Here is a 16,209-nt window from a genome sequence, read left to right on the forward strand (position 1 = left end):
ACACGCGATTTTTTAAAGAAATCCAAATTAGAAGGTAGGTGCAAAATGTCCAAGCTCAATGAAAAATTGACCAACGCATGGCAAGGTTTTAGTGCGGGTGAATGGCAGAATGGCGTTAACGTCCGTGACTTCATTCAGAAGAACTACACCCCGTATGAAGGTGATGAGTCCTTCCTGGCTGGCGCGACACAAGCGACAACCACCCTGTGGGATAAAGTAATGGAAGGTATCAAACTGGAGAACAGCACCAAAGCTCCTGTTGACTTCGATACTGACGTTGCGGCTACCATCACTTCTCATGACGCTGGCTACATCAACAAATCTCTGGAAACCATCGTTGGTCTGCAAACTGACGCGCCATTGAAACGTGCCCTGATCCCATTCGGCGGCATCAAAATGGTAGAAGGTTCATGTAAAGTTTATGGCCGTGAACTGGATCCAGCGCTGAAAAAAATCTTCACCGATTACCGCAAAACCCATAACCAGGGTGTGTTCGACGTTTACACTAAAGACATTCTGAACTGCCGTAAATCCGGTGTTCTGACTGGTCTGCCAGATGCGTATGGCCGTGGCCGTATCATTGGTGACTACCGTCGCGTTGCGCTGTACGGTATCGACTTCCTGATGGCTGACAAATTCGCACAGTTCCAGTCTCTGCAAGACGATCTGGAAAACGGCGTGAATCTGGAAATGACCATCCAGCTGCGCGAAGAAATCTCAGAACAACACCGTGCTCTGGGTCAGATTAAAGAAATGGCTGCGAAATACGGCTACGACATTTCTGGTCCTGCGACTAACGCACAAGAAGCAGTTCAGTGGACTTACTTTGGCTATCTGGCTGCGGTGAAATCTCAGAACGGCGCTGCAATGTCCTTCGGCCGTGTATCTACCTTCCTTGACGTGTACATCGATCGTGATATCAAAGCGGGCAAACTGAACGAAGAACAAGCTCAGGAACTGATCGACCATCTGGTCATGAAACTGCGTATGGTACGTTTCCTGCGTACGCCTGAGTATGATGAATTGTTCTCTGGTGACCCAATCTGGGCGACTGAATCCCTGGCAGGTATGGGTGTTGATGGTCGTACACTGGTCACTAAAAACAGCTTCCGCTTCCTGAATACCCTTTACACCATGGGGCCTTCACCAGAGCCGAACATGACCATCTTGTGGTCTGAAAAGCTGCCAATGAACTTTAAAAAGTACGCTGCGAAAGTGTCTATCGATACCTCATCTGTACAGTATGAGAACGATGACCTGATGCGTCCTGACTTCAACAACGATGACTATGCTATCGCTTGTTGCGTGAGCCCGATGGTTGTGGGTAAACAAATGCAGTTCTTCGGCGCACGTGCAAACCTGGCGAAAACCATGTTGTATGCAATCAACGGCGGCGTTGATGAAAAAATGAAAATCCAGGTTGGCCCGAAAGAAGCGCCAATGATGGATACCGTGCTTGACTATGACAAAGTCATGGATCGCATGGATCACTTCATGGACTGGTTGGCTAAACAGTACGTGACTGCCCTGAACATCATTCACTACATGCACGACAAATACAGCTACGAAGCTGCATTGATGGCGCTGCATGACCGTGATGTTTATCGCACTATGGCGTGTGGTATCGCAGGTCTGTCCGTTGCTGCTGACTCCCTGTCTGCTATCAAATACGCCAAAGTTAGCACCATCCGTGACGAAGACGGCCTAGCTATCGACTTCAAAATTGAAGGCGAATATCCACAGTTCGGTAACAACGATTCTCGCGTAGATGACATCGCTTGTGACCTGGTAGAACGTTTCATGAAGAAAATTCAGAAACTGCGTACCTACCGTGGCGCTGTAGCAACTCAGTCTGTTCTGACCATCACCTCTAACGTGGTTTATGGTAAGAAAACTGGTAACACCCCAGACGGTCGTCGTGCTGGTGCGCCATTCGGTCCAGGCGCTAACCCAATGCACGGTCGTGATCAGAAAGGTGCTGTAGCCTCTCTGACCTCCGTTGCTAAACTGCCGTTTGCTTACGCGAAAGATGGTATTTCTTATACCTTCTCCATCGTTCCAAATGCGCTGGGTAAAGACGATGATGTTCGTAAAGCGAACCTCGCGGGTCTGATGGATGGTTACTTCCACCATGAAGCGTCCATCGAAGGTGGCCAACACTTGAACGTGAACGTAATGAACCGTGAAATGCTGTTAGACGCGATGGAACACCCTGAGAACTATCCTCAGCTGACCATCCGTGTTTCTGGTTACGCTGTACGTTTCAACTCACTGACTAAAGAACAGCAACAAGACGTTATTACCCGTACTTTCACCAAGTCCCTGTAATAACTAACGCTCTGGTTTAGTTGATAAAAAGGCTCCACACTGTGGAGCCTTTGTTTCATCCGCCCTATCCTTTACTGTCTGCCCGACAGTCTGTTTTGCCAGAGCGCTATGATTGTGGAAGTCTGGCAAAGCAGTTCCGGCAATCGCTGGCAATCAACCTTATTGATTGTCTGGTATCATAAACAGATAGAACCCAGTTTATCTCTGCCAGGCCAGCATCCGCACTTTTAGACTGCTATTCATTGGTCAATATGGAGAATAACCCGCAATGTCAGTTCAAGGTCGAATCCACTCATATGAGTCCTGTGGCACTGTAGACGGCCCAGGTATCCGCTTCATTGTTTTCTTCCAGGGTTGCCTGATGCGTTGCATGTATTGCCATAACCGCGATACCTGGGACACCCACGGCGGCAAAGAAATCAATGTCGAAGATTTAATGAAAGAAGTGGTGACCTATCGCCACTTTATGAATGCATCCGGCGGCGGTGTCACCGCGTCGGGCGGGGAAGCCATTCTTCAGGCTGAGTTCGTGCGTGACTGGTTCCGTGCCTGCCAGAAAGAAGGAATCAATACTTGCCTGGATACCAACGGTTTTGTCCGCCGTTACGACCCGGTGATTGATGAATTACTGGATGCTTCCGATCTGGTGATGCTCGACCTGAAACAGATGAACGATGACATTCACCAGAATCTGGTCGGTGTCTCGAACCACCGAACGCTGGATTTTGCCCGTTATCTGGCGAAACGTAATCAGCGCACGTGGATCCGTTACGTCGTGGTGCCGGGCTGGTCTGACGATGATGAGTCCGCACATAAACTCGGTGAATTCACCAAAGACATGACTAACATCGAGAAAATTGAACTGCTGCCTTATCACGAACTGGGTAAGCATAAATGGACGGCGATGGGTGAGAAGTATGGTCTGGACGGAGTGAACCCGCCCACCACAGAAATTATGGACAGAGTAAAAAACATTCTTGCCAGCTACGGGCATAAAGTTATTTACTGATGCCTAATCCAATGCAAAAAAGACGCCCTTTACGGCGTCTTTTTTATTGGGAGCGGCTCAGAACTTTAAGATTATGCAGCTGCCACCGGGTTGTGACTCTTGTCGGCTTTACGCATCAGCATCACCAGATACACCAGGGAAACAACGGCAATCATCACAAACAGGAGGCGGTCAGAATAGCTCTGCATGAGCATTGCTGTCATGGTTGGCCCGGCTAGACTGCCGAGTGTATAGCTCATCAGCAGCGCCTGATTCATGGCAACCAGCTCTTCTGAACTGACCTTTTCACAGGCCCATGACATCGCGACAGGGTACAGGGTGAAACCGGCGCACCCAAGAATGAATAACGTCGGTGCCATCGCATAACCACTGAGCATAGCGATACTGCCGAGGATCACGCAAAAAATCTGAATGCGTAACACCATAAGGCGTCCATAGCGGTCTGCCAGACGCCCGACCGGCCATTGCCCGATAATCCCTGCACTGACCAGCAATGCCATCCAGTAGCCAACATCCGCATCGCTCATACCCTGATGCGCCAGGAACAAAGGCATCAGGCCATACAGCGAGCCCAGCACAATGCCGGAAATAATACAGCCGTTGATCCCAAGGCGCGCGTTACGGCGGCGAAACATTGGCAGAACCGAATGACGCGGCTCCTCGCTGTCCTGATTTTCGAGATGAGCAAACAGCAATGGCAGCATGGCGATCACGATAAGCGACGTAACCCACGGCAATACACTGAATAACGACGTTGGGACTGTACCGACCAACAACTGCCCGACGACCGTGCCGATGTAATACATGATCATGTACGCCGCCAGTAGCTGCCCACGATTCTTCACTGTTCCGCTGCGCATCAGCGCACTTTCCACGACCACCCAAATGAGCGCACAGCCAACACCAGCTACAAAACGCGCCCCGATCCAGCTCCAGAAACTCATGGAAAGCGCCAGACCTGCTGTCGCAACCGCAAACAGAAAGCACGAGAAATAGTAGCTGCGATTAAAACCGAACCGTTTTATCAGGCCGCCAGCAATCAGCGTCCCCAGTAAATTACCGGTGAAATAAGATGAACTGACAAGGCCCACCTGCCAGGTCGGCAACTGCTCATGGCTGAGCCATAAAGGAACCAGCGTGTTTAAGACGGCGATAGAAATCGTCAGCAGAAGGAGTCCGCACAGCAGCAGAAAAACGGGACGGGAATAGGCGGACATAGGGCGTTGATGACCACAAAGAGGAAGAAATTGCGCGCATCATGCCACCGGCGTAATAAAAGTCAATCTGGCAAAAAGAGGCGTGAGCACAAACTGGATGGCGATGATTGAAATCGTTAATCAAGCGGTGCGACTAGGAATCATAAGGCTTTAATGACAAGCTAATATCGCCATGATAACAAACGAGTTTACATTTTCCGCAGCCGTCGCATTTTTGCGGATCAACAGTGGGCTGATTCTGTTGATTAAAAAATATTGCCGTGCGCGGACACCCAATTTCGCACATCCGGCACAGGTCATCCAAACGTCCCAGACACTGCGGCAGGATAATAGGTCGTAATCCTGTATCACTTGATATGCAAAGATCCAGTGCCCCGCTTTCACAAGCCTGCGTACAGGCACCACAAAAATCGCATTCCGCGTGTTCGATACTCAGGGCGACTTTATCTTGCTCAATACGTAGGATCCCTACAGGGCAGGCTTCAGTACATTTTCCGCAGCCACTACAGAGCAGCATGAACTGAGGCTCAGCCACGGCCTGCGGCGGACGGGGTAACGGGCGCTGCAACGGTGGAGTTGCAGGCGCCGCAGCCTGTCCAATTGCCTGCTTTCCTGACGCCAGCAGGCCACGAAACAATCCGCGACGACTGACGTTACGGTTGCTCATCCCGCCTGGTGAATTACCCATTAGAAATAAAGCTCAGCTACAGGTGTTTCCACCACCAGCGCCTGTTGCCAGCCAGCCAAAGTCGATTCAGCGAGAATTGCCACACCCGCATACAAGGGATGCTCAGCTTTCTGACGCAATAATTCGAGATAGCGCGTAACCCACGGCAGTAAATGCACTGTCAGAAACACGTTCAGCAATGACGGTGAATTCTCTGCCAGCCATGCACACATCATCAGCATCAGGCCGATATGGTCTTCAGGTTCTGCCTGCGTCAGCTGCGGCTCGATATGGTTTTCGCGCATCCACCGACGTAATGCCAACGTGGAATCACCAAACACCACCGATTCTTTATCCAGATAAACTGAACCCCACGGTGGAGCCGGTAAGGCATACGGCCCTATAAACAGGCGCTGATAGGCATCATCGATACTTTCCTCTGCGCTTTGAATCTGACTAAACATTATCGCGGCCTGTGCTTTTGCTTCTTCCGTAGCACAGGGCCACAACGATGCCCAGTCACTACTTTTCAGTAAGGCGACGAGAGGCTCAACCTCTTGCGATCCTGGTGGGTAGAACAGCATCGCGCCTAAAATCTTTCCGGTTAAACTGATAGATTCTGCTGACATAATTCACTCATTGTTGCGGGAACGCGCCACCTGCGGCAACGCGTTTCCTGATACTCATTACTGGCCGGTCATTAACCGCTGACGGCCATACCCACGGTCATATGCAGCCCGTAGAAAATCGCACGCCCAATCAGCTCACCGGCGAAGACCAGCACAAAGGCCAGAATCATAGAGGCTAATGCCGGGCGTTTGCGCAGGATAAGCGGGCAGAACCAACAGCCCAGGCCCAGAACAATCAGCACCAGCCGCCACGCAGATAATGCGCCATATTGGGGGATGAGTGCAGAAGCCGCCTGAACAGAGCTGTTGATGCCCGCCAGACCGGCGCTTTGCATCACGACCACCGCCATGCTCACTATCAATGCAATAAGGCTGATCGCCGGTAGCAGACGCAAACCGTAGCCATTAATGTTGGCGCCGCGGAGCAGCAGATAGCCCAGCACAGGTCCGCCGATAAGCACCGTCAGCCCGAAGTGGAGCGCGGTATAGACGTTATCCCATGTAGGCACAGTATTGATTTCATACACACGACACATCGCGTAAACAAAACCGACCCCCGCCAGCATGGTGATCACCAGCCAGATTTTGCCCAGCGCACGCGGCATTTTGTTGATTATCGCCAGCAGCCAGTAAATGCCGCCCAGTGCGAAGAACAGTGAACCGCTGCCGATTTCATTACTCAGCGGCGATGCACCGAGACGGTTAAGCGAATTGAACGCACGCAGCGGCGAGCCAAGGTGCAGAACAGAGGCGATAAACGCCACCGCCATCAGCACCCACAGAAAGAACATCGAGAGGTGAATGCGACGATGTTCTTCCACGGAACGGTGAGTCAGCAGCGCAATGGCCAGCACGATAAAGCCCCCCACAACGCACTGCCCCAATACGGTAAAGACCATTAAAGGCCATTCATGCCATCCGTTTCCCATCTCAAACCTCCTTCGGGTTAGCCAGATAACCCGTGGTATCGCCTACAGGACGGCAATTCGCATTGGGTTTGATGACGATATTTGGGTGAGTGAAATGCGCGGCTGGCAGCGGTGCTACCTCCGCCAGATCACCGTATTTCGCACGCAACTCTTCGATAGGTGCCATATCCAGCGCACGCAGCGGGCAGGATTCGACACAGATAGGTTTTTTACCCTCGGCAACGCGCTCATAGCAGCCGTCGCACTTGGTCATATGGCCTTTCGCTTCATTGTACTGTGGCGCGCCGTACGGACAGGCCATATGGCAGTAACGACAACCGATACACACGTCTTCGTTGACGACGACAAATCCGTCTTCGCGTTTATGCATAGCACCGCTCGGGCAGACTTTGGTACAGGCCGGATCGGCGCAGTGGTTGCATGAAATCGACAGATAATAGGCGAACACGTTCTGATTCCAGCCGTCACCGTCTTTTTGCCAGTCGCCACCGGCATATTCATAAATGCGGCGGAAGCTGACATCCGGGGTTAAATTCTTAAAATCTTTACAGGCCAGCTCACACGTTTTGCATCCAGTGCAGCGGCTTGAATCAATATAAAAACCATATTGAGTAGTCATGTTTTATTCCTTTAAACCTTAGCCACTTGCACAAGGTTGGTGTGAGAGGGGTTACCTTTCGCCAGCGGTGAAGGTCTTTGAGACGTCAGTACGTTGATGCTACCCGCACGGTCGATTTTCTTGCTGTCGGGTGAATACCAGGCACCTTCGCCCAGCGCGACAACGCCAGGCATCATGCGCGGCGTGACTTTCGCCGCAATATGCACTTCACCGCGATCGTTAAAAATACGGATCATGTCGCCATTTTTGATACCGCGCTGGGCGGCATCTAGCGGGTTGATCCACATTTCCTGCCGGCAGGACGCCTTGAGCACATCTACGTTGCCGTACGTTGAGTGAACGCGAGCTTTATAGTGGAAACCGGTCAATTGCAGCGGATATTTGCTGGCCAGCGGATCGTCGTAGTTCTCAAAGCCCGCGGCGTACACCGGCAATGGATCGATCACGTCCTCTTTAGCGAGTTCCCACTCTGAGGCTATCTTTGCCAGTTCAGCGGAATAGATTTCGATTTTACCTGAAGGCGTGGTCAGCGGATTGGCTACCGGATCTTCACGGAAGGCCTTGTAAGCCACATGATGCTGCTCAGGGTCGCGTTTCTTGAACATGCCCTGTTTGCGGAAGGTGTCGAAGTCTGGCAATTCTGGCAGGGCTTCGCGGGATTGCTGATACAGGTGACGCAGCCATTCCTCCTGCGTACGGCCTTCGGTAAATTTCTCTTCAACGCCCATTCGACGTGATAACTCGGACATCATCTCGTAAATATTTTTGCATTCGAAGCGCGGCTTGATGACCTGATCGGCAAAAATGATGTAATCCATGTTGCCGCAGGACGCATCCAGACAGAAATCCATCTGCTCAGACGCCGTACAATCCGGCAGAATAAGGTCCGCATATTTCGCCGAGGACGTCATGTGGTTATCAATCACCACAATCATTTCGCACTGTTTATCATCCTGTAAAATGTCATGCGTACGATTGATATCAGAATGCTGATTGATCAGACAGTTACCGGCGTAGTTCCAGATAAATTTGATTGGAACATCCAGCTTTTCCTTTCCGCGTACACCGTCTTTGGTGGCGGTCATTTCAGGGCCACGCACGATTGCATCGGTCCACATAAACATGGAGATGCTGGTCTGCACCGGATTATCAAAAGTCGGCATACGGACAAACGGGATTTCGTACGAGCCTTCGCGTGCGCCGGAGTTACCGCCGTTCACACCGACGTTGCCGGTCAGGATCGCCAGCATCGCGATAGCGCGGGTCGCCACTTCACCGTTTGAGTGACGCTGCGGCCCCCAGCCCTGGGTGATAAACGCCGGTTTTGCCTGACCGATTTCACGCCCCAGCCTGACAATTTTATCCGCCGAAATACCGGTAATTTTTGCCGCCCACGCTGGCGTTTTAGCGATGCCATCCGGGCCGTCCCCCAGAATGTAAGCTTTATAATGGGCATTCTCCGGCACACCGGCGGGTAAGGTTTTCTGGTCATAGCCGACGCAATATTTATCGAGGAACGGCTGATCGACCAGATTTTCGGTGATCATGACGTGGGCAAGCGCCGCCGCCAGCGCGCCATCAGTACCCGGACGGATCGGTACCCACTCGTCTTCACGGCCTGCGCCGGTATCGGTATAACGCGGATCAACAATGATCATTCGCGCGTTTGAACGCTGACGCGCTTGCTCCAGGTAGTAGGTTACACCGCCGCCGCTCATGCGGGTTTCGCCCGGATTATTACCGAACAACACCACCAGTTTGCTGTTTTCGATGTCCGACGGGCTGTTGCCGTCGGCCCAGCCGCCGTAGGTGTAATTCAGGCCAGCTGCAATCTGTGCTGAACTGTAATCACCGTAATGATTCAGATAACCGCCACAACAGTTCATCAGACGTGCGATCAGCGTTTTGCCCGGTGGCCACGAACGGGTCATGGTGCCGCCCAATGTGCCAGTGCCGTAATTCAGGTAAATTGCCTCGTTACCGAAGCGCTGAATGATATCTTTCAGGCTACCCGCCAGCGTATTGAAGGCTTCATCCCAGCTGATTTGTTTGAATTTTCCCTCTCCGCGCTTACCGACGCGCTTCATCGGGTATTTCAGACGGTCAGGGTTGTACACGCGACGGCGCATGGAACGCCCGCGCAGACAGGCGCGAACCTGATGCAGCGCGTTATAGTTATCGTCGCCGGTATTGTCTGTTTCGACGTAACGAATTTCGCCATCCACCACGTGCATGCGCAGCGGGCAACGGCTACCGCAGTTAACCGTACAAGCGCTCCAGACAATTTTCTCGTCCACCGCTTTTGCGGCCGCAGGGATATTTTCTGCACGTAATGATTTGAACGGCAGCGATATTCCGCCGACCACCGCTGCCATTCCGGCGAGCGTGGTTCCTTTTACCAGACTGCGGCGGGAGATCCCGCCCTGATCTGGTTGACTGTTTTTTGAATCCGACATGACTTACTCCGCTCACGCCCCCTGTCAGGGGGGCGAAAAATTAACAACAGTGTCATCGAGCCAGGCTCTTGGTCCGTGGCTTCTTTAAACTTTTTCTATCTGAATCAGATTCGTATGCTGAGGATTCCCTTTCGCCAGCGGGGACGGGCGTTGGGTCGTCAGCGTGTTCATGCAGGCGCCGTGATCAACACGATCGCCGCTCATATTGGCCTGATGCCATGCACCCTGCCCCATTGCTACCACCCCGGGGATAATGCGTGGTGTGACCTTTGCCGCCACGCGGACTTCTCCGCGATCGTTGAAGACTTTCACTTTGTCGCCGTTTCGGATGCCACGGGTTTTGGCGTCCAGCGGGTTAATCCAGACTTCCTGACGACAGGCTGCCTGCAATACGTCGATATTGCCGTAGGTGGAGTGGGTACGAGCTTTATAGTGAAAGCCAAACATCTGTAACGGAAACTGGCTACGTTTGGGGTCATCCCAGCCTTCAAAGGTGGAGGCGTAGATCGGCAACGGACTGATAGTTTCGTCTTTTTGAAGTTCCCATTCGCTGGCAATTTTCGCCAGTGCCGTAGAGTAGATTTCGATTTTTCCTGACGGGGTTTTCAGCGGATTGGCCAGCGGATCCTGTCTGAATTTTTTGTACGCTACGAAATGCCCTGCGGGGTCTTTACGCTTATAAATACCCATCTCGCGCAGTGCTTCATAGCCAGGCAGAGTCGGATCTTTTACCAGCATTTTGGCGTAGAGGTATTGCAGCCACTCGCGCTGAGTTCGGCCTTCGGTGAACTTGTCGTAAACCTCAGGCCCGAGACGACGCGCCACTTCGCTCATCATCTCGTAGATGCCTTTGCGCGCAAACTTCGCCGATGTCGCAGGCTGGATAAAAATCAGGTAACCCATGTTCCCGGCGTAATCATTTGGGATGATGTCTTCCTGTTCAACCGTCATAAGGTCAGGTAACAGAATGTCGGCGTATTTAGCCGACGAGGTCATGAAGTTTTCGAGCACGACGATCATTTCGCACTGTGTATCGTCCTGCAAAATATCGTGGGTTTTATTGATGTCAGAATGTTGGTTGGTAATAGTGTTACCGGCATAGTTCCAGATGAATTTGATGGGAACATCCAGTTTGTCTTTACCGCGCACGCCGTCGGCTTTTGCGGTCATTTCCGGGCCGCGCGCGATGGCATCAGTCCAGCTGAAACAGGAAATCTGAGTTTCTACCGGATTCTCCAGCACCGGCATACGTTCGATGGTGATGGTGTAGGTCGATTCACGTGCGCCGCTGTTGCCGCCGTTAATGCCGACGTTGCCGGTTAAAATCGGCAGCATAGCGATGGCGCGGGAGGTCAGTTCGCCGTTGGCCTGACGCTGCGGCCCCCAGCCTTGTGAAATGTAGGCCGGTTTGGTCTGCCCTATTTCACGCGCCAGTTTGACGATTCGGTCTGCCGGAATACCGGTGATGCGTGAAGCCCACTCCGGCGTCTTCGCTGTTGCATCCGCGCCCAGCCCGAGAAATAGGCTTTGTAATGACCGTTGGCTGGCGCATCCGCTGGTAACGTTTTTTCGTCGTAGCCCACACAGTGCGTATCAAGAAACGCCTGATCGACCATGTTTTCGGAAATCAATACATGCGCCAGACCTGCGACCAGCGCGGCATCAGTACCGGGACGAATAGGGATCCACTCATCTTCGCGACCCGCTGCCGTATCCGTATAGCGGGGATCGATGACGATCATTCGTGCATTGGAGCGCTCCCGGGCCTGTTCGAGATAGTAAGTAATGCCGCCGCCGCTCATCCGTGTTTCGGCCGGATTGTTACCAAAGAGCACCACCAGCTTGCTGTTTTCGATATCGGAGGTGCTGTTGCCGTCGTTGCTGCCGTAGGTATAGGGCATAGCGCAGGCAATCTGCGCGGTACTATAGGTGCCATAATGACTAAGGAAACCGCCGTAGCAGTTCATCAGGCGAGCGACCAGAGAGGCGTAAGGTGAAGAACGGGTGATATTGCCGCCGACCACGCCCGAGGTGTAGTTGATATACACCGCTTCGTTGCCGTATTTCGCGACGATTCGCTTGAGATTGTTGGCAATTTCGTCGAAGGCTTGTTCCCAACTAATAGGTTTGAATTTTCCTTCGCCGCGCTTGCCCACGCGTTTCATCGGATAATTCAGCCGTTCTGGGTGATTCATGCGGCGTCGCATTGAACGCCCACGCAAGCAGGCGCGGACCTGGTGATTACCATAGACATCGTCGCCGGTGTTGTCGGTTTCGACCCAATACACTTCATCATCACGCACGTGCATACGTAATGCGCAGCGGCTGCCACAGTTTACCGAACACGCGCCCCAGACCACTTTATCTTCAGGCTCTGATTGCTTTGTTTCACCTATGGCAGCGGCCAGCGCCGTACGGCCAAAGGGCAGCGAAACGCCGCCCGCAGCGATAGCCAGACCAGCCAGCGTCGAGGTTTTTATCAACGTCCGGCGGCTGAGTCCGCTTTGTTCAGCAGCGATTTCTGGTTTGATTTCCGACATAGTTCCGCTCCGGTAAGTGACTCCGCCATCCGTACCAGTGTTCACCGGCGTCATCAGACATTGACGAAGAGTTGAGCGGGCAGATATGCGCAGGATTGGGAGTATTCACTTACCCACTCAGAATGCATGGATATTACTCACGATGGGGTATGAAACTTTGTTTGCTATCAAAAAAGAAGGGATTGTCTGGAAGGCAACAGGAGAATTATCGATCAGCGCACGATTTTACCCATAAAAAAAGCGCCCGGAGGCGCTTTATCGCTATATTTTGGAATATATAACGGGATTAGCCGATATATTCTAAACCGCCCATGTAAGGACGCAGCACTTCAGGCACTTCGATACGGCCGTCTGCCTGCTGATAGTTTTCCAGCACAGCAACCAGAGTACGGCCAACAGCCAGACCAGAACCGTTCAGGGTATGAACCAGACGCGGTTTCTTCTCAGTTTTGCTGCGGCAACGCGCCTGCATACGACGTGCCTGGAAATCCCACATGTTTGAGCAGGAAGAGATTTCACGGTACGTATCCTGCGCCGGCAACCACACTTCCAGATCGTAGGTTTTGCTTGAACCGAAGCCCATATCACCCGTACAGAGCAGCATTTTGCGATACGGAAGATTCAGCAACTGAAGCACTTTCTCTGCATGGCCGGTCAGTTCTTCCAGCGCCTGCATGGAATCTTCAGGGCGAACAATCTGTACCATCTCGACTTTATCGAACTGGTGCATACGGATCAGGCCACGGGTATCACGACCGTAAGAACCCGCTTCGGAACGGAAGCATGGCGTATGTGCAGTCATCTTCAGTGGCAGCGATTCTTCTTCAAGAATTTCGTCACGCACCAGATTGGTCAGCGGTACTTCAGCCGTTGGGATCAGTGCATAGTTACTGCTGCCCGCTTCTTCATCCAGAGGCTTGGTGTGGAACAAATCTTCACCAAACTTCGGTAACTGACCTGTACCGTAGAGCGTCTCATGGTTAACCAGGTAAGGAACGTACGCTTCCAGATAACCATGCTGTTCGGTATGCAGATCCAACATGAACTGGGAAAGCGCGCGGTGCATGCGGGCGATTTGCCCTTTCATCACCACAAAACGAGAGCCCGTCAGTTTTACAGCAGCAGCGAAATCCAGACCGCCAGCCATTTCACCCAGCGACACATGATCGCGTACGGCAAAATCATACTGACGTGGAGTTCCCCAACGGCTCACTTCAAGATTGTCGTTTTCGTCTTTACCGGCAGGTACGGAATCATCTGGCAGGTTAGGAATGGCGGAAGCTATATCCCGGATTTCATTTTGCAATGCGTCCAGTTCAGCTTTCGCAGCATCCAGCTTCTCACCCAGCGTAGTCACTTCCTGACGCAGGGGTTCGATGTCTTCGCCACGGGCTTTAGCCTGACCGATAGTTTTCGATCGTGCGTTACGTTCAGCCTGGAGAGTTTCCGTTTCTACCTGCAAGACTTTGCGGCGCTCTTCCTGAGAACGCAGCTTTTCCACATCGAGTTTAAAACCTCTGCGAGCGAGTTTTTCTGCAACTGCGTCTAGCTCATTACGCAGCAGATTGGGATCGAGCATGCTAATCCTGTACGTGTCGTTATTGAATGTTAATTTGATGATGCACGCGGCTTTAAAAGGCAGCGTGTCAAAGAGTTATCAAGGTAACCTTACCGCAACGATAAAGTTAGCGGTAGCGTTTTGTCGGGCTATTTTGATCTTGTTCAGCAAGCCATGCCAGCTTTTCGCCGATCTTCCCTTCAAGGCCACGCGCGGTGGGATAATAATACTGCGTACGGGCCATTTCCGGTGGGAAATAATCTTCTCCGGCAGCGTAAGCATTCGGCTCATCGTGCGCATAGCGATATTCGGCACCCAGCCCCATTTCTTTCATGAGTTTGGTCGGCGCATTGCGTAAATGTTCCGGCACATCGAAATCGGATTTCTCGCGGGCATCGCGCATCGCCGCTTTAAATGCGCTATACACCGCATTACTTTTCGGCGCGCAGGCCAGATAAACGATGGCCTGAGCAATTGCACGCTCACCCTCCGCAGGTCCGACGCGGGTGAAACAGTCCCACGCGGCTATCGCCACCTGCATACCGCGCGGATCGGCATTGCCCACATCTTCTGACGCAATCGCCAGCAAACGGCGTGCGACATACAGTGGATCGCCACCGGCGGTAATAATCCGGGCATACCAGTACAGCGCCGCATCAGGGGATGAACCACGCACCGACTTGTGCAACGCGGAAATTAAATCGTAGAAGCGGTCACCTTTATTATCGAAACGCGCGCTGCGTTCACCGGCAATTTCCGTCAGCAGTTCCGGCGTTAATGTGCGATATCCCCTGGCGTCGATTTCAGCCATGTCCGCCATCATTTCAATGCTGTTCAGCGCACGGCGAGCATCGCCATTGACCAGCTCGGACAGCATACGGCGTGTTTCTGGCGGGACTCGGATTTTTTCATTGGCATAGCCGCGCTCTGCATTGGTCAGCGCCTGATCGATGACTTTTTCGATATCTTCAGCCGTCAGCGATTTGAGCAGATAAACACGGGCGCGGGACAACAATGCGGAGTTAAGTTCGAATGAAGGATTTTCGGTGGTCGCACCAATAAATGTAATTGTGCCATCTTCAATATGCGGCAGAAATGCGTCCTGCTGACTTTTGTTGAAGCGATGGACTTCGTCCACAAACAGAATGGTACGACGCCCGGCATCGCGGTTTTGGCGGGCGCGTTCAATCGCTTCACGGATTTCTTTGATGCCTGAGGTGACCGCCGAAATGCGCTCAACATCAGCATTGGCATAGCGGCCAATCAGTTCTGCCAGCGTCGTTTTTCCCGTGCCCGGTGGCCCCCACAAAATCATCGAATGCAACTGCCCTGCTTCAATCGCACGTGGCAAAGGCTTGTCCGGCGCTAAAAGATGCTGCTGACCGATATATTCTGCAAGAGTGACTGGCCGCATTCTTGCGGCCAGTGGCTGAAATTCATTATGGGAAAAATCGAGTGACATATTACTCAAAGGGACCTCACTGACGCTGGTCGTCCACCGTCACACCCTGTGGTGGCGTAAATTTAAATTTAGCATCGTCAACGGACGCATTTTGCTCGCCTTTAAGGGCATACGCACTTTTCTGGCCGTCCTGCTCAATCGCAGAGAAGCTCTTGATGGTGCCGGCTGGCGTAACGTTGATGGTGAACTGTTTCAGATTACCGGTGGCGGCTTTCGGCGTTAATTCGAAGTCATCGCCTTTCTGCTTCACGTTATATTTCGCCCAGTCACTGCTGTCGTTACGCGTGATCAACATAAACGGCGTGTTACCGGTGGCATTTTTCAGCCAGGTCGCCGTGACTTGCTCAACAAACGGGTTGTAGAACCACAGGGTTTTGCCGTCGGAAACCAGAATGCTTTCATCCGGCGTGGTCATGTGCCAGTTGAACAAATTAGGACGTTTCACCCACAGCTGGCCTTCGCCCTGCTGAACGGCAGCGCCGTCATCACTGGTGACGGTCTGAGTGAAGCTCGCATGGAAAGTATTCAGTTTACCCAGGCGTGATTTGAGATCGCTGCTGGCGTCCGCTAAAACGGAAGCGGAGGTAAATGCGGTCAGTAAACACCCTACCAATAACAATTTTTTCATTTTTATAATTACCTCAGAAATTCATAAACTTCAGACGATGCCTTTCACACAGGCAAAAGACGTATGGTGCGAACTCTATCCGAGGCTGAACGCCAGCGGTAGCTCAATCATCTGAAAAAACATTGTTTTACGCATCTTTGCACAAGGGCCGCATTCGCGACCCTGCT

The 16,209-nt window shown here is 52.2% G+C and carries 12 protein-coding genes and 1 pseudogene; 2 read left to right on the forward strand and 11 right to left on the reverse strand.

The features are described 5' to 3' along the window. Positions 1–45 precede the first annotated feature (45 nt). Positions 46–2,328, forward strand: coding sequence for a formate C-acetyltransferase (pflB, locus tag AC0Z7K_RS01925; protein WP_413528428.1), 2,283 nt, complete (start codon positions 46–48; stop codon positions 2,326–2,328). A 268-nt stretch (positions 2,329–2,596) separates the two neighbouring features. After that, positions 2,597–3,337, forward strand: coding sequence for a pyruvate formate lyase 1-activating protein (gene pflA / locus AC0Z7K_RS01930; protein WP_112166367.1), 741 nt, complete (start codon positions 2,597–2,599; stop codon positions 3,335–3,337). A gap of 71 nt (positions 3,338–3,408) precedes the next feature. On the opposite strand, the gene AC0Z7K_RS01935 is transcribed toward pflA, so the two are convergent. The 11 genes and pseudogenes from AC0Z7K_RS01935 to lolA form a co-directional block, all read right to left on the reverse strand. Next, positions 3,409–4,554 (reverse strand): MFS transporter, encoded by a 1,146-nt coding sequence (locus AC0Z7K_RS01935; protein ID WP_112166369.1) that lies wholly within the window; start codon positions 4,552–4,554, stop codon positions 3,409–3,411. Positions 4,555–4,687: 133 nt separating this feature from the next. Further along, positions 4,688–5,242: a 4Fe-4S binding protein gene (locus AC0Z7K_RS01940; RefSeq protein ID WP_485612538.1), complete on the reverse strand. Its 555-nt coding sequence runs from the start codon at positions 5,240–5,242 to the stop codon at positions 4,688–4,690. After that, entirely contained in the window at positions 5,242–5,850 is a 609-nt protein-coding gene (gene dmsD, locus AC0Z7K_RS01945) for a Tat proofreading chaperone DmsD (RefSeq protein WP_485612539.1), read from the reverse strand. Before dmsD ends, AC0Z7K_RS01940 begins: the two co-directional genes overlap by 1 nt. A 71-nt stretch (positions 5,851–5,921) precedes the next feature. Continuing rightward, positions 5,922–6,779 carry a dimethyl sulfoxide reductase anchor subunit family protein gene (locus tag AC0Z7K_RS01950; protein ID WP_485612541.1) on the reverse strand — a complete coding sequence of 286 codons (858 nt, stop codon included), beginning with the start codon at positions 6,777–6,779 and terminating at the stop codon, positions 5,922–5,924. A gap of 1 nt (position 6,780) precedes the next feature. After that, the gene (locus tag AC0Z7K_RS01955; protein ID WP_413528423.1) at positions 6,781–7,398 is read right to left on the reverse strand and encodes a DMSO/selenate family reductase complex B subunit; all 618 of its coding nucleotides are present in this window, start codon (positions 7,396–7,398) and stop codon (positions 6,781–6,783) included. Positions 7,399–7,409: 11 nt separating this feature from the next. Continuing rightward, complete coding sequence (dmsA, locus tag AC0Z7K_RS01960; RefSeq protein ID WP_485612542.1) at positions 7,410–9,854, reverse strand: dimethylsulfoxide reductase subunit A; 2,445 nt, start codon at positions 9,852–9,854, stop codon at positions 7,410–7,412. Between the two features lie 84 nt (positions 9,855–9,938). After that, entirely contained in the window at positions 9,939–11,441 is a 1,503-nt protein-coding gene (locus AC0Z7K_RS01965; protein ID WP_485612868.1) for a DMSO/selenate family reductase complex A subunit, read from the reverse strand. Next, positions 11,405–12,448, reverse strand: a pseudogene (locus AC0Z7K_RS01970) (molybdopterin-dependent oxidoreductase); the annotation flags it as partial. The gene AC0Z7K_RS01965 and the pseudogene AC0Z7K_RS01970, both read right to left, overlap by 37 nt. A gap of 232 nt (positions 12,449–12,680) precedes the next feature. After that, complete coding sequence (serS, locus tag AC0Z7K_RS01975) at positions 12,681–13,973, reverse strand: serine--tRNA ligase (protein WP_413528420.1); 1,293 nt, start codon at positions 13,971–13,973, stop codon at positions 12,681–12,683. Between the two features lie 106 nt (positions 13,974–14,079). Next, positions 14,080–15,423, reverse strand: coding sequence for a replication-associated recombination protein A (locus tag AC0Z7K_RS01980; RefSeq protein ID WP_485612544.1), 1,344 nt, complete (start codon positions 15,421–15,423; stop codon positions 14,080–14,082). A 7-nt stretch (positions 15,424–15,430) separates the two neighbouring features. Beyond that, positions 15,431–16,042: an outer membrane lipoprotein periplasmic chaperone LolA gene (lolA, locus tag AC0Z7K_RS01985; RefSeq protein ID WP_413534893.1), complete on the reverse strand. Its 612-nt coding sequence runs from the start codon at positions 16,040–16,042 to the stop codon at positions 15,431–15,433. Positions 16,043–16,209: the final 167 nt, after the last annotated feature.

The organism is Rahnella sp. 1L-D-7-B-C2 (assembly GCF_057290995.1).

Coding starts and splice junctions, on each gene's coding strand:
- serS (WP_413528420.1), bottom strand. CDS start 13,973: ATGCTCGATCCCAATCTGCTGCGTAATGAGCTAGACGCAGTTGCAGAA.
- AC0Z7K_RS01940 (WP_485612538.1), bottom strand. CDS start 5,242: ATGGGTAATTCACCAGGCGGGATGAGCAACCGTAACGTCAGTCGTCGC.
- AC0Z7K_RS01935 (WP_112166369.1), bottom strand. CDS start 4,554: ATGTCCGCCTATTCCCGTCCCGTTTTTCTGCTGCTGTGCGGACTCCTT.
- AC0Z7K_RS01955 (WP_413528423.1), bottom strand. CDS start 7,398: ATGACTACTCAATATGGTTTTTATATTGATTCAAGCCGCTGCACTGGA.
- AC0Z7K_RS01950 (WP_485612541.1), bottom strand. CDS start 6,779: ATGGGAAACGGATGGCATGAATGGCCTTTAATGGTCTTTACCGTATTG.
- dmsD (WP_485612539.1), bottom strand. CDS start 5,850: ATGTCAGCAGAATCTATCAGTTTAACCGGAAAGATTTTAGGCGCGATG.
- lolA (WP_413534893.1), bottom strand. CDS start 16,042: ATGAAAAAATTGTTATTGGTAGGGTGTTTACTGACCGCATTTACCTCC.
- pflA (WP_112166367.1), top strand. CDS start 2,597: ATGTCAGTTCAAGGTCGAATCCACTCATATGAGTCCTGTGGCACTGTA.
- dmsA (WP_485612542.1), bottom strand. CDS start 9,854: ATGTCGGATTCAAAAAACAGTCAACCAGATCAGGGCGGGATCTCCCGC.
- pflB (WP_413528428.1), top strand. CDS start 46: ATGTCCAAGCTCAATGAAAAATTGACCAACGCATGGCAAGGTTTTAGT.